Source organism: Staphylococcus sp. GW821-FHT11H10 (genome assembly GCF_058807855.1).
Genome location: NZ_JBXARC010000001.1, coordinates 52,471 through 66,261, shown reverse-complemented (window position 1 = coordinate 66,261; position 13,791 = coordinate 52,471). Strand labels below are relative to the sequence as shown.

Below are 13,791 nucleotides of genomic sequence, written 5' to 3'. Positions count from 1 at the left end.
GCCCAATCTTGGTTTTGGCCTGCTTGAACTGCATCTGAAATTGCTTGTACTAATTTTGACATTTAAATCGCTCCATTTCTTTTTATTTAAAGTATTTAAATCTTAATGTATGAAATTCAATAGATACATTAAGCTATTTCTTAAAACCAAAAACGATTAATTGGTAAGTTTTTGTTTACCTATCGTTTTGTTACTTATACTATATAGTGATTTATGCTATTTGCGTTCTATCTTTCTTAACTTATAAATTAGACATCAAAACTGTAGACCTTTGATTATATAAAACACACTTAGGCATTCAAATATGTTGTGCAAAATCTGACAATTCTGCAAACGTTTACAATACCTTTACATTAGCTTTATATTTCTTTAAAATTCACCTTGTTTTATAAACGCTTTAACCTACTAAGAGACCATTGCAAGTCTAGGATTCTCAATACAACCATTTATTTAAACAGACAAGTGAATATACTCTAGTCCTTTTCAACTATTTAATTAATCGTAATGTTGGTCATTGCAACTTTATTAATTTCTGTATTTCACTATTTATCATGGTACTTTTATTTAGTAATTGGATTGAGTATATGAATAATAGATGAGAATAATTTCAACACTTGTGATCTATTTATTACTTTATTCATAAATGTTTATAGTTTGTTCATAGTTGCTTATAATGCATCCTATTGGTTCTATACATTTGATTACTTCTGCGTCCATATGGCTTGAAGATATTAATTCAATTGCTCGACTTTATGTGTTATTGCACTTGCACATCGTCGATATGAGTTACAAATACACATAATTAGTGAAAAATATAAACTTTTTTTATATTAAAGCTATTGCTAAATAAGGTTTCTTTAGCTATAATAATTCTTGTGTTAAAAATTCATGTCCTGGTAGCTCAGCTGGATAGAGCAATGGCCTTCTAAGCCATCGGTCGGGGGTTCGAATCCCTCCCAGGACGCTATTAACCGAAAATTAAACACTTTTCGAAATTAAGAATCCCATAACGACGGGGTTCTTTTTATTTTGCCTATTAATAACACACCATATAATACAAATTTTTAGGGACTTTTTAGGGACCCGAGTCCCTCGCATAAAACCACGCTCATTAGAACGTGGTTTATTTTTTTCGAAAATTACGCATAAAAAAATAACCGTACCTATTAAGATACGGTTAATGATTAATCGCAAACAATTGAGTAGCCTTTTTCGATTTTAGGCCTAAGACGGTAGCTAATTGTCATCTCAATAGCTTACTTTAATAATGTTTATTATAACATAAAAAAACAGGGACAAGCACCGTTATGCTTATCCCTTTACGAACTGATAGTGAAATGTCGTCTGAATGTATTATACTAGCATGTATAAACTTTAACAAGGTTATTGCAAATTAATTAAACATATTAATATACTTCTATGATTCTCAATCGCTCGTACCATATCCAACCGTTATTATTTCTAGAATAAACACGACACCAACCGTCCTTAATTTCAAAGATATAGAACTGATCATATCCTGCTCTATAAGTGTTGTTTGTTACATACCACTCTTTACCTTTGAATTTAACTAACGATGCACCGTAATAATCAACACGCGCTCTGAATTTAGCTTTAGACGATTTCTTCATGTTTAAAGGTGGAATACTATTCACTTTTAAACCTGTTGTATCTTTAATGATATTGCGTTGTGCTACCGATTGCTTATCAGCTTTCTTCGCAAACTTTTTACCGCCTGCTGTTTTATAAACATCCTTAACGATTAAGCGTTCATACCATACATAACCATCGTTACTTGGACTGTAAACTCTAGCCCAACCATCACGAATTTCATAAACATAGAATACGTCGCCTGGTTTATACTCTTCATTTGTTGTAACCATTACATTATTATGGTTAGGTCTACAAATAGTGACACCTGCGTTATCAGCAATCGCTTTGAAATATGCTTGGTTACTCCAAGTTAATTTTTTAGGTGGCTTTTTATTTACTGAAATTGAACTGTTAGATTTACGTTCTGATTTTTTCACTTCTTTAATATCAGTTAAATCAACGCTATCGTCAGCGAAGTCTGGTACAATGAAATGCGTTAAGCCTGTGTAATCATCTTCACGTAATTTAGCTGGTGTATTGGCATTTCCATCATAGTTTTGCTCTAAGATTGTGAATGTATTTGTACCACCTGAATTATCCCAAACTAAGCCTGTATGCCCCCATTCTCTATAAATACCTTCAGTATACACTGCAATAGCGCAAATAGGAGGAACATAATTTCTTGTATTTTTAACTACTTTCCAACCTTTAGGCATAGCATTTAAAGTATGCAATTCTTTGGCATTACTATAAAATCTTACGCCACCAGTCACATGATAGATGAAATCTACACTTAAATCTGCGCATTGATAAGCATACATATTATCAAAATCTACAAACTGACCTTTCAGACTGTGCATGTATTCAATTGCTTGTTTATACTTAACCACACTTTTGGGCGAAGGTGTCGGCTTTTTGCTTGTTTTCGTTGATAATTTCTTACTTGGTGCAGGTTTAACGCCATTAATATATTTAGCAATCTGTTTATCTAAATGCTTAACGTTTCGTGAATATCCGCAAGCCTCTAATAAGTTTCCGGGATCAATTTTATCAGCTTGAATGTCTTGGTGTCCCGGCACTTCTGTTTTGTAATCAATGCCCCAATAGTTACATAAATAAGCTAATACACGTGCCATATTATCTAATGACTTACGAGAACGTTTTTGACTACTAGGGAAGTAACTACCTTCCACGCCAAACGCTACATCATTTGCATCGGCGTTATACCATTGATTGTCTGTCGGTGTATTGTATAAAACATGCCATGCTTTTTCGGTAACTGGAATACAGACAATACATTCTTTATCATCAACAAAAATATGAGCGCTTGCGACGATTGACCAATCAATCATATACGTATTTTTATAATAATTCACGTTTGTTTGTGCTGTTGTTTCAGGATTACCTGTATCATGTGCTACTGCAAATAAAGGTTTTTTACTTGTTAACGGTTGCCCACTTCTACGTGTTCCAATCGGTAAAAAATCATATTTAACTGGTACGCCATTCCATTTTTCTGCCATTATGCACGACCTCCACCAATTTTATTATTTTTATCTTTAGTTGATCCTGTACGTGTTCTTACAGTTTCCCAAATGCCTGTTGCCATTAGCCCGCTAATCAAACCAGCAAGCAAACGACCACCAATTGATAATTCGGTAACAATTTCAGGAATAAACGCTGTAATACCACCTAAAACGATACCAATACCAATAGCGATTAAAGGTACAACATTTTTAGGTACTCCAGCTTGCTTAACTAATTGTGTTAATGCGATTGTGATAACTGAAATCACTGTTGCAAATGCAATAATACTTTCCATTTCTTCCACTCCTTATTCAAAATAAAAAGCCGACCTAAAAAGGTCAGCTTGTAGTGTTATTCTTTAATTGTGTCTTGGTATTCTTGTCCAGTTAATTCTTTAAACTCTTCTTCTGTTACAAAACCTCGTTTTACGAATAAAGCAAACTGTTCTTCGTTATATAAACCCATTTTATAGTATCTAATACCTATATTACGCATTGTTACCACTCTCCAAAACTTGTAATGTTAAATTCGCCATATCATTCTGTAAATTTACTACTGTATTTTGCGTTTCCATTAATTGTAATGTTAAATCTGCTATTAAAACATCTTTATCATCCGGTGTTTCTTCTACTTCAATTTTAGGCTGTTGTTCCAACCATTCTTCGTACGGTGTACCCACCCATTTTTCACCATCAAAATGGATAGGTTCATAAAGTCCTTCTGGTGGTGCAATATCAGTCCATTGCCCCTCTGGATATTCTAATTCTCCATCTTTATTCTCCATGACTAGAAATGATGTTCCATCATAAAAATAAATTTGTTTTGTTTTCATATCCTCCACTCTCCTATAATGTTATTGTTCCTTCAATATAATAAGGCGAACTAGCATCTACTGTACTATTAGGTTCAAAGGTTATTTTTAGTTCTCCAGAAGTAATTACAGTTATATTATATATGGATGATGTATTCGTGTACGAATTTATTTTTACTTTTGAATACTCTGCATAACTTCTTATTTTTTGTGAAATGTTCGTTGGTAACTTTGCAAACACCATTGTTCTTGAAGTAATGTTCGTTACTGCCCCCCTAATAAATAACAAATTAGTGTCATTTATAGTAACAAGTCTATATTCTGGTAGATTCAATCTTCCAGCTTGTGTTGTTCCATTAATTAATGAAAGTAACTGCCAACCTGTATCTGTATAAGAAATAGTAGATCCATCTTTTCCGGGTAGACCTTGTTCTCCTTGTAACCCTTGTGGTCCTTGTTCACCCTGAGGTCCTTCATCGCCCTTTGGACCTTTAAACTCTTCACTATGTGTAGATAAATAATTTTCTAAATCACCAGTTAATTTGTCTTTAAAACCATCGTTTAATAAATTAACTAAATCTTCAGACATGATTTGTTTAACTGTACTTTCAACTAAATTTAAGTTAATTTCTTTGGCTACTGCCTTTTCTATGCCACTATCGAAAATTTTAAAATAGAAGTTAGCGACATGTATTGATTGTGTTTCGTTTTTTAAAAATAATTTACAGTTCATTTTTCCTGCATGTTTGATTATTCTTTCAGGTAGTTTGTATTCAATTAACCCGATATTCGGTGAAACAACTTCTACTTTTTCATTGAGGAAAATTGAACCATCTTCTGCAAATAAATCTAATTCAGGTTTCATGTCTGTTTCACTCAGATTGACAGATTGACCATTATAGAAAATTTTAATTTTAATGATTGCAGTATTAATATCTTCTGTATAAAAACGACTTCCAATATCTCCAATGTCAATATTATTAGCTCTTATATATGCTTCTATACTTTTGTCTTTAATAATCATATATTCACCTATTCTTTATTACTTAGTTTAAATATTCTTTTACTGCATATTCAATCGCTTGTGCGTATTCATACATCACAGCACGCCAACGATATCTATCTTCTCTTATCTTTTTACTAAAATCATTGTTACTAAAGAATGATTTACGTTGTTTGGTTGATAACTCTAATTGAACACCTAAACCTGTTTTAGTCTTATTCGTAATGTTGTTAGGTTTAGCACCACCTAAGTTAGTTGGTGCGTCTTGTACATCAAAACCACGATTAATTAGATTACATTTGATAAGTGCTTTTAGTTCTTCGTTGCTACCACCAATCAATGTGCGAGCATACTCGTTATCAGCGTAACCATGAACAGAAATTGAGTAATCAATATTTCTCATTAAGTTAAGTAATTCTGGGTTGTCGTAACGAGTAGATGTCACATGCAATTTTACATTATTGCTAGGTAACTTACCTTTGAATGTGAAGTAGTTACAATCTAACTTTTGAGAAATGAGTAACGCTAGTTCAGATGAACCAGCTTCAATTCCTCCGCCATGTGGTGCAAAACTAAGAATATTACTTTTGTTCGTATTCATCTCGATCGACCAATTATCTTCTTTACCTTGTAATTCGATCATCGAACTATATAAGTCTTTCATATTAAAAAATAAACCTCCATAATAAAAAGGTGGCAGATAAATGCCGACTTAAATATCTACTGCTTGCAGCTTTTTCCATCCTTGCCAAGTTGAATTGACATATATATTTATATAAATATCATAACTATTATAAGGTTGATAAGTTACTTTTTTATACGTACTTTCAACATTAAAATTAAACCAACCGCTTTTAGAAACACTATCTGGAGTGTTTTTTGTGTTTATAGAATATCCACTCATCTTTTTATTAACATCGAGTAAATCGAATCCATCATATCTTTTATCTTTATCTAGAATGACTAAATTAAAATTATCGTTATTATCTCTCGTGATTATATATCGTTCTGAAACGCCATTGTTTTCACAATTTAAAAAATAAGTATAATTATTTAAATTTTCTAACGTTACTTTAATACCACTTGGATATAGATTTCCGTAATAATCATTAATTTTAACATTAGATGTGTAAAGTATTACTTTACTTTGACAGGTATCGGTTAAATATTTAGTTAAAGATTTAATATCACTAATTTTTTCGCCTGTGTATTCATTATATAAATAGCCATTAATATTAGGCTTGTATGGATTATAATTTGAAGTCGGCGTTGTAAAAACATTCCCTTTTTTAGTGAATGTATATTCTTTATCTTCGCTTCCGTATTCGACTATTAGTAATCCTCTATCACTACTTTGTTCATTTTTAACTAAAGAATAAACAATCATACAATAAACTTTTTCATTATAAACAAACAAACTTTCGTGTTCAATTACATCTGGATTTTTACCCAAACTTTTAAGATACTCGAACAACTCTCTCGGATGATAGGTATAATCTGCTACAACGTTTCCGTTAGTCCCTAACCTTTGAATACCTTGTAAATGGTAATTATGCGTTTCAGTATCTCTCATAGGGTTCCAATTACCACCAACGCTTTGAAAAACGTCATTGCCAATAATTGCCATACCTTGTTTTTTTGTAGAATAATTAGTGATACTTCCTATTAATTGATTGGACCATAAAGTTGAGTTTGAAGGGTTTATCCATAAATAACCTGTCATTTTAGAGAAGTCATTATTATAGAAACATAAAGTATCTCTTTGAGTCTTTACTCCTTTAGATAAATTTCTAGCTTCTAACCCCCACCCATCTCTTGTTTTAAAGAAATTAGTGTATAATGATACTTTAAATTCTTCTTCAGGCAAAAGTTCTTCAACTTTTTCTGTTTTACGTATATTAGTTATGTCATATTTTCCTAAAGTTTCCGTATCCTTCTTAGCATATAAGTATCTAGTGCCATTCTCCCACTGAACATGTATATTTTCTCCACCATGATCCCCTACATAATATTTAGCTATAACTTCAAAGTCCTTATCATAAATAACTAAGAGTCTAGAAACCAACTCAGGAGTATCATATAAGATATAATAATAATCGTCATCTATAGATAAACCTTGAGGATAGTAGTACGTTACATTATTTAAAGCGGTTAATTCGTCATATCCTTCAAACTTCAACGGTATATCCGTAAGAATTTTTATATCTTTATAATTTTTTTGAGTACTATCTTTACCATCTAACCCCGGCATTCCACGAGGACCTTGTAAACCTTGTTCGCCTTTTGGACCAGTGTCACCTCTAATTCCCATAGGACCTGTAGGACCTGCTGGACCAATCTCGCCATCTACTCCATCTACACCTTTATCACCTTTTGGGCCTTGTGGACCAGTATCGCCTTTGTCACCTTTAGGACCTCTGAAACGTTCAATATCTTTTAACAAAATTCGTTCTACAATATCATCTAGTATTTCAACTCGTATTTCTCTTCCAATTGCGCCAGTTAAACCACTATCATTTACCTTGAAATAAAAATTAGCTACATGCGAACTATCAGTAGTATTATTTTTATCAACTAAAAACAGTTTAGCTTGTACTCGACCTACATGTTTTGTAACGTAGTCAGAAACTCGATAGCGTACATGACCTTCTTCAGCTTTAATAACTTCTAATTCTTCATTCGTAAAAATTGAATTGTCTTCAGTTATTAAGTGCAAAATTGGTTTAAAGTTACTTTGATTTAAATTAACTGGGACAAATTCTTTTCTTTTTTTAAAGATATTTCTTTGTTTTAAATAAATATCTAAAGCAACAGTAGAATTATCCATTGTATAAAGTTGAACATTTATATCTCCCAAATCAATACCTTGCTCATCAATTCGCGCATTTACTTCTCCTTGTTTAAAAATTGCCAATAAAAACACCTCTTTTACATAAATTTAGGACCACACGCTGACAGCATGTAGTCCTATGTTTGTTTGTATCGGTCACGTATAAAGTGTTCACCTTTTAGACCGATTTCATCATATAAACTTTTAATTGTATTCGCTTGATGTTGCGCCCAACGTACATCAGTAGCATATTGATGATTGCCGGGACTTTGTGGGTTCCAACGCATTCTATATAATGTTTGTTGTCCTTGATCGATATATCCTCTTCTAACAAACTTAGCTCCACCGATGATAGCTTTAGAAGGAGTAGTCCAACCTTGATTTCTAGCAAATGTCATAGCGTAGTTAGGGTTGCTGTCATAAGCAGCAATACCGAAGTAGTTATAAACGCCGTAACGTCCGCTAGCGAAAGCGGAACGACCATATCCACTTTCTAAGAATGCATGTGCAATTAAGTAGATTTCATTCACGTTATATTTCTTACAAGCTGAAGCGAAAGCTTTACCTTGTCCGGACAGAGTACCTTTACCTTTGAGTATTTTATTTAACTTGCTTACTGATATGCCTTGATATTTACCTAAGTTAAGCATTTGATATTTCTGAGTTGAACTGTTCCAAATCTCTAAACTGTTCATCGCTTTTAATGTAGCCGTTCGACTAGCATTGTACCAACCTGTACCGTAGTTGATTTGTGGCCATTTTGTCATTTGAATATCAACCGCTCGTTTAAATGAGTAATTACTGTAAACAACCATAACTTTAGGCTTACTAGATACTTTTTTTCTTGACGACGATGATGAAGATGAAGATGAGTTTTCTTTCTTCTTAACTTTAATTTTAACTTTAGTTGTTTTACCATTTCTCACTTCTTTGAGTATCTTGTTTTTATCTTTGTATAACCCAAGTAGTGCTTTTTCAACCCTGTCAAGAACCTTAGAAGAAGGCTTACCGTCGATTAGAGGGTCAAAGTTACCATGTTCCATAACGGTACGCCATAAGTCGTCAGTAACCTTCACTGATGATTGTTTAATTGGAATTTTATACCTTTGTAGTTGCCCAACGCCAAATATGATTGCGTGTAGTTCGTTAAGTAAGAAATCTGTTTTGGTATCGCTGTAATCTCCACACACTTCAATCACAATATGGTCAGGTTCACTAGGCACTTTGATATCTGTATATCGTGGTTGCCAGATGTGATGACGGTCAATGTAGAAGTGTGGATATTCATCGTTAGAAATGTATTTGTTTCTGTCATAATACATCTGTTGTACAGAACACATTGTTCCGGCATTCTTGACTGATATACCTTTAGGCTTACGAGTTCTTAATTCTCCATGAGCAATTCTGTGGGGGATGAATCTAGGATATTCAACTTTCTCATCATCTTCTGCGGTTACTGTAATAATCTTTCGTTTTTTAAGTGGTTCTTTTTTAGTTTTCGGTTTCGGTCTGTCTGAAGAAACATCGCCTTTGTCATTAGATGGCTTTGTATCCTTTGGTTCTTCTTTATAAGGTGGTCTGACGAAGTAGAGACTACCACCATTGCCGCTATAACTATGCTTAACAATCGCTGCTTTACTACCGTAATAACTATTTGCGTTAATCCAATTCTGGTCTACCGCCGTATAGCCATTCTTATCACTAGGACCAACTACAATGTTAGTATGTCCAGCCCAACCATAAGTGTATACTGCTACATCGCCAGGTTTCGGAACGAAACCAGGTCTATATTTATATATCTTCCATGTTCTATTAGGATATTGTGAGCGTCGTGCCATTGCATTAGCATTACCCCATGTTCTGAATCCCCAATATCTTTCAAAGATGTAGTTAGGTAAGTCCCAACACTGATAGCCATACGCACCGTCAATATTGACACCTAATCTATTTTTAGCCAACCACTTCGCCCAAGACGCAACTTGTTTAGCTGTCGGTTTGCCAGATGAAGGTAAAATTGCCATTTATCCACCTTCCTTTTTTGCATAATAAAAAGACGGTACATAAGTACCGCCTTAAAAAAAATACTGCGCTAACCCAAAGGCACCGACTATGATTGTTCCAGCAGTGCCTATGAGAGCCACAGTAATTTGTACGCTATTCTTCTGTTTTTCTGAGATCGTTCCTTCTAATCTCCCGATATCATCTTCATGATTTTTGACAACAAACTTTATCTCTTTAATTGCATCCCATTGTTTATTGTTAGTATCATTCAATTGTTTCATTTGTTTGTTCGTATCTTTCTGAACTTCAAACGATTGTCTTTGATAGACGTTTCCTTCTGCAATCTTTTCTTTCAATTCATTGATGTATCTTAGGTTCTCGTCATCGCCTTCTTTTATCTTCTCGAGGATATTCTCTCGTGATATGCGCCATTCTTCATAAGTAACGTATTTATCTTCTTTCATAGATGTCAGCACCTCCGATGAACCCAATCACAAGACATACTGCTGATAAGATGCTGAATTGAATGGTAGACAACCAATTGATAGCGTTATAGATGCTTGCCGATGTCATTAGGAAATAAAGGATAGAACATCCAAATCCGCCTATTAATAATAAATAGTTGCAGACGATACTTGTACTTTGTCTTGGTAAAAAGAATGCAGCAATTATTAGCAACGAGCTAGCAACCATGATAATAACGCCCCACACCCAAATTGGCATAATGTGATGTAAAGCGACGTAAAAATCACTATCACCTAGAACATCATCTTGCCTTTGGGTGAAGAAGAAACCTCTCGCAAAAGTAAAAGCGCCTAAACCTGACAAAAGAATGAAGTTGAGAACTTCATTAAAATTGTACTTCAATAATCAGCACCTTCTTTCTATTGAGTTTCGTCTGTATCATTTTCTTCAGTATCTACGTCGTCTGCAATCATTCCGTCTTCTTCGTTAATTCCAAGGTCTATTTCTCCTATTCTTACACCTTGAGTAGCATCGTACCAACTTCCCCAACCCGTTGTACTTCCCATCATATTACGTGAGTAAATTCTGTGTCTGTTGAATGGTAAGAACAATACTTTCTTATAGCTAGAACTTCTTGACATAACGAATAAGTAACCACTTTGATTATCAGGGTCAGGTGAGTTAACTGGATTATACGCATAATAGAATCCTGAAGACTCGATGCCACTCATAGTGTGTAAGTCAGGACTATCGATTCTTGGAATATAACCGTCATTATCAGTGAATGCGAAACGTTGTAATGAAGCGTTAGCTACTGCTTCGTCGACTTTTTCTTTAATGATTGCATCTAAACCTGGTATCTCAGTAGGTTCAGACGGAGTAACGTCTCCGACATTAGCTTTACCATTTAGTTGTGTAGTGAGTTGTTCGTTAGTTGGATAATTTGCAAGTAACGTATTTAACTCATCTTCAGTAACAAAATTTTCTGTACCATTTTCCAATTCTCTAAGTGTTTGCAGCACTTTATCATCAAGTGAATTTAATCGGTCTATAAGGTCTTTTTGTGTGTTGTTTGCAAATGTATTCATGTCATTCTTCATATCATTAACTTGTTTAATGAAAGCATTTTTTTGTGCATTTACAAACGCAGTGAAATCAGCTTGTGCTGTTTCGATATCGCTAAAATTTTGTGAAACACTTTCGATTTTTTCTTTGAAGTTATCAATTAAATCGTCAATTTCACGAATATAACTAATTTTGATATCGGCATCAATTTGATTAATCAACGCATCTTTGACATAGAAACGGAATTCATTTAATACAACAGTATCTTTGCGACCAACAGCCTTGATGTAGATTTGACCTGTCACATAAGTGTCTGTTGCAGCTTTTAAGAAGTCATTATCTAAAGTGAGTTGAATGATACCTTGCATTGGATTAACATAATCAACTTGAACACGTCCAGTTGATGAACCATTATCAGATACAAAGTAAGCATAAATATCAGTATTTACTTTACTGATTTCTAATGGATAATCTTGTTTTCTTACTTGAAACGTTAAAACTGCTGTATTGATATCCATGTTGTAAAAACCGATATTCTCATCAGTAATAGGTTTCAAGCGTGGCTCATCAACAACTGTGATTTTCGCTTCTTTTTTCAAACCGTCCATTTAAAAACCTCCTTATTTTTTAGTAATAATCTTATTACGAACATCAAACGGTGCTGGTTTATTTGGATAGATTTGTTTGAATGTTTGTTCTTTTTGGTTGCCATATCCTGTTGAAGTAAACATTTGAACAGCATTATGAGAATGACTAGGTGTGAATTTAACATTAAGTACCATATTCAATACTTTTGCATATCCTTCTTTTCTCATTACATCTACAACTGCCATAACTTCATTTGTCCGTTTAACATTGTCGGGTGTTGTTGTAGAAAATTGAACAGGTGCCACTGCATGTAACGGAATAGTATGAATGCCAGCCGGTAATTTATGTTCAATTTTAAATAATTGACGTCTTCTTGTTTTGCCATTACCACTAAACGGGTTATAGTTTTGCGCTATACCTGGGTTGACACCAAAAGTAGTGTTTTTAGTAAGTTCAACTGTAATTGAACCGTTCAGTTCGACAAAACCATTTGCAGTAACTTTAAATCGTTGTTGCGTCATCAACATACGTTGATATCCGTCTTTAGCGATAAGTGAGAATGGTTTAACACCAGAGTTGTTATAACGACTGCTGTATACAAATGATTTAACAATAGGTTCGTTTGCTGTTCTTCCATTTTGACCATTATATAGGCTTGATAATCTTAAAAGAATATTTCCTAAGTAATATACGCTACGCCACATTTCTTCCGCGCCTCTAGGTTTACCAGCACGACCTTCATATACTTCAGGTAAGAATGATGTAATGCCTTTCGTGATACCAACCCAATTCGAGAATGACGCTAATGTACTTGAACCCCAAGTAACATAATCACCATAATTCGATAATTCCATTAAAAGTTGTGTCATTTCGTTATTAGGTTGATTAGCAAATCTAGGGTAGAATAAGCAATAGTCACTAACTTGAGATACAATGTTGTGGCAGTCCATATGTGCTGTAATTTCGTCTAAACTTTCAACGAGTGTTTTCATATTTCTGCTTTCTCGTTCACTAAATACTTTAGAGCCTTTATAGTTCTTACCACTCGGACTTTTACCACTACCATTTTCCCAGTAGTAATCAAAGTTACGGTTTAAATCGACATTATTTACATTTTCACGTTCTTGATTAGCAAATCCCCATGGATTTACGATAGGAACCATGACAATACGCACATTTTTACGTAAATAAGCGAGTTGAGGGTATTTTTCCCACTCATTTACAACTAAGTTCATGAAACGGCTCATAGCATAAAATGCGCTATATTCGTTACCGTGAATACAACAAGTGACTAATACTGTTTTACTGTAATGTTCCGGCTCAAATGTATAACTATATACGTTGTATTTGTTTGATTGGTCTTTACCAATGTACTTTTTGAAACAATATTTATTATCGACAAACACGTCATAGAACGCTTTTAAGTTTTCAGTTGGATCATTACTTAATGGCGTTTCATTTACACCACGTTCAGCACTTTTCATGTAAGGTGGATTAAATAAATATGCAGGATCATCAGTAACATTCATCAATTTATCTGTTTCTTCTTCGATGTATGAAAAATCATGTTTTAAACGTTCAGATAATAATGAGTGGCTTTGACCATCCATAGAGACACGACTATCACGCACTTCTTGTTGGCCGTTTCCTAAATTACCTAATACTAAGTTTCTAACACGTTCATTTTGATAACGAAGTTCTTTATCAACTGTGGTACTAGGACCAGTAGGAAGTGTGTATTTAATTTGTTCGGCAGTGTGTGCTTTTTTTTCATTTCGGCTATGCTTATCTAATAACTTTTCGATGTTTGTCAACATATCTCTTGTGGCAATAAAATTTAACTCATTTTCTCTAACAAAACGAGCACCAAAGATTGTATCTAAATCGGTATATATCGTTTTTCTCATG

General features: G+C 33.8%; 12 protein-coding genes, 1 tRNA gene and 1 pseudogene. 1 reads left to right on the top strand and 13 read right to left on the bottom strand.

Annotation, left to right across the window (positions count from 1 at the left end; translation table 11 throughout):
- A pseudogene (locus AC1RRU_RS00435) lies at positions 1-62 on the bottom strand (phenol-soluble modulin PSM-beta-3); the annotation flags it as partial.
- Between the two features lie 828 nt (positions 63-890).
- On the opposite strand from AC1RRU_RS00435, the gene AC1RRU_RS00430 reads away from it, so the two are divergent.
- A tRNA-Arg gene (locus tag AC1RRU_RS00430) sits at positions 891-964 on the top strand.
- Between the two features lie 442 nt (positions 965-1,406).
- Here AC1RRU_RS00430 and AC1RRU_RS00425 read toward each other — a convergent pair.
- Genes AC1RRU_RS00425 through AC1RRU_RS00370 form a run of 12 tightly spaced genes read right to left on the bottom strand, consistent with a single transcriptional unit; the run spans position 1,407 to position 13,790 of the window.
- Positions 1,407-3,116 (bottom strand): N-acetylmuramoyl-L-alanine amidase, encoded by a 1,710-nt coding sequence (locus AC1RRU_RS00425; protein WP_493196416.1) that lies wholly within the window; start codon positions 3,114-3,116, stop codon positions 1,407-1,409.
- A complete protein-coding gene (locus AC1RRU_RS00420; protein WP_053020766.1) occupies positions 3,116-3,415 on the bottom strand; it encodes a hypothetical protein in 300 nt (99 codons plus the stop codon). The genes AC1RRU_RS00425 and AC1RRU_RS00420 overlap by 1 nt, the downstream gene beginning before the upstream one ends.
- A gap of 56 nt (positions 3,416-3,471) precedes the next feature.
- Positions 3,472-3,615, bottom strand: a complete 144-nt coding sequence (locus AC1RRU_RS00415) for an XkdX family protein (protein ID WP_053037776.1) — start codon at positions 3,613-3,615, stop codon at positions 3,472-3,474.
- Positions 3,608-3,952, bottom strand: a complete 345-nt coding sequence (locus AC1RRU_RS00410) for a YomQ N-terminal domain-containing protein (protein WP_070487581.1) — start codon at positions 3,950-3,952, stop codon at positions 3,608-3,610. Before AC1RRU_RS00410 ends, AC1RRU_RS00415 begins: the two co-directional genes overlap by 8 nt.
- A 13-nt stretch (positions 3,953-3,965) precedes the next feature.
- Entirely contained in the window at positions 3,966-4,955 is a 990-nt protein-coding gene (locus AC1RRU_RS00405; protein ID WP_053022018.1) for a BppU family phage baseplate upper protein, read from the bottom strand.
- A gap of 22 nt (positions 4,956-4,977) precedes the next feature.
- The gene (locus AC1RRU_RS00400; protein ID WP_493196415.1) at positions 4,978-5,598 is read right to left on the bottom strand and encodes a poly-gamma-glutamate hydrolase family protein; all 621 of its coding nucleotides are present in this window, start codon (positions 5,596-5,598) and stop codon (positions 4,978-4,980) included.
- Positions 5,599-5,646: 48 nt separating this feature from the next.
- Positions 5,647-7,848 carry a BppU family phage baseplate upper protein gene (locus AC1RRU_RS00395; protein ID WP_493196414.1) on the bottom strand — a complete coding sequence of 734 codons (2,202 nt, stop codon included), beginning with the start codon at positions 7,846-7,848 and terminating at the stop codon, positions 5,647-5,649.
- Between the two features lie 53 nt (positions 7,849-7,901).
- On the bottom strand, positions 7,902-9,785 hold the full coding sequence (locus tag AC1RRU_RS00390; protein WP_493196413.1) for a glucosaminidase domain-containing protein: 1,884 nt from the start codon (positions 9,783-9,785) through the stop codon (positions 7,902-7,904).
- Positions 9,786-9,836: 51 nt separating this feature from the next.
- Complete coding sequence (locus tag AC1RRU_RS00385; protein ID WP_053019826.1) at positions 9,837-10,229, bottom strand: hypothetical protein; 393 nt, start codon at positions 10,227-10,229, stop codon at positions 9,837-9,839.
- Positions 10,216-10,632: a hypothetical protein gene (locus tag AC1RRU_RS00380; RefSeq protein ID WP_037570273.1), complete on the bottom strand. Its 417-nt coding sequence runs from the start codon at positions 10,630-10,632 to the stop codon at positions 10,216-10,218. The genes AC1RRU_RS00385 and AC1RRU_RS00380 overlap by 14 nt, the downstream gene beginning before the upstream one ends.
- A 17-nt stretch (positions 10,633-10,649) precedes the next feature.
- Positions 10,650-11,903: a BppU family phage baseplate upper protein gene (locus AC1RRU_RS00375; protein WP_493196412.1), complete on the bottom strand. Its 1,254-nt coding sequence runs from the start codon at positions 11,901-11,903 to the stop codon at positions 10,650-10,652.
- A 12-nt stretch (positions 11,904-11,915) separates the two neighbouring features.
- Positions 11,916-13,790 (bottom strand): M14 family metallopeptidase, encoded by a 1,875-nt coding sequence (locus AC1RRU_RS00370; RefSeq protein ID WP_493196411.1) that lies wholly within the window; start codon positions 13,788-13,790, stop codon positions 11,916-11,918.
- Position 13,791 lies beyond the last annotated feature (1 nt).

Bases quoted from the DNA above. Each gene is read 5' to 3' on its own strand.
- AC1RRU_RS00425 (WP_493196416.1), bottom strand. From the start codon at position 3,116: ATGGCAGAAAAATGGAATGGCGTACCAGTTAAATATGATTTTTTACCG.
- AC1RRU_RS00420 (WP_053020766.1), bottom strand. From the start codon at position 3,415: ATGGAAAGTATTATTGCATTTGCAACAGTGATTTCAGTTATCACAATC.
- AC1RRU_RS00415 (WP_053037776.1), bottom strand. From the start codon at position 3,615: ATGCGTAATATAGGTATTAGATACTATAAAATGGGTTTATATAACGAA.
- AC1RRU_RS00410 (WP_070487581.1), bottom strand. From the start codon at position 3,952: ATGAAAACAAAACAAATTTATTTTTATGATGGAACATCATTTCTAGTC.
- AC1RRU_RS00405 (WP_053022018.1), bottom strand. From the start codon at position 4,955: ATGATTATTAAAGACAAAAGTATAGAAGCATATATAAGAGCTAATAAT.
- AC1RRU_RS00400 (WP_493196415.1), bottom strand. From the start codon at position 5,598: ATGAAAGACTTATATAGTTCGATGATCGAATTACAAGGTAAAGAAGAT.
- AC1RRU_RS00390 (WP_493196413.1), bottom strand. From the start codon at position 9,785: ATGGCAATTTTACCTTCATCTGGCAAACCGACAGCTAAACAAGTTGCG.
- AC1RRU_RS00385 (WP_053019826.1), bottom strand. From the start codon at position 10,229: ATGAAAGAAGATAAATACGTTACTTATGAAGAATGGCGCATATCACGA.
- AC1RRU_RS00375 (WP_493196412.1), bottom strand. From the start codon at position 11,903: ATGGACGGTTTGAAAAAAGAAGCGAAAATCACAGTTGTTGATGAGCCA.
- AC1RRU_RS00370 (WP_493196411.1), bottom strand. From the start codon at position 13,790: ATGAGAAAAACGATATATACCGATTTAGATACAATCTTTGGTGCTCGT.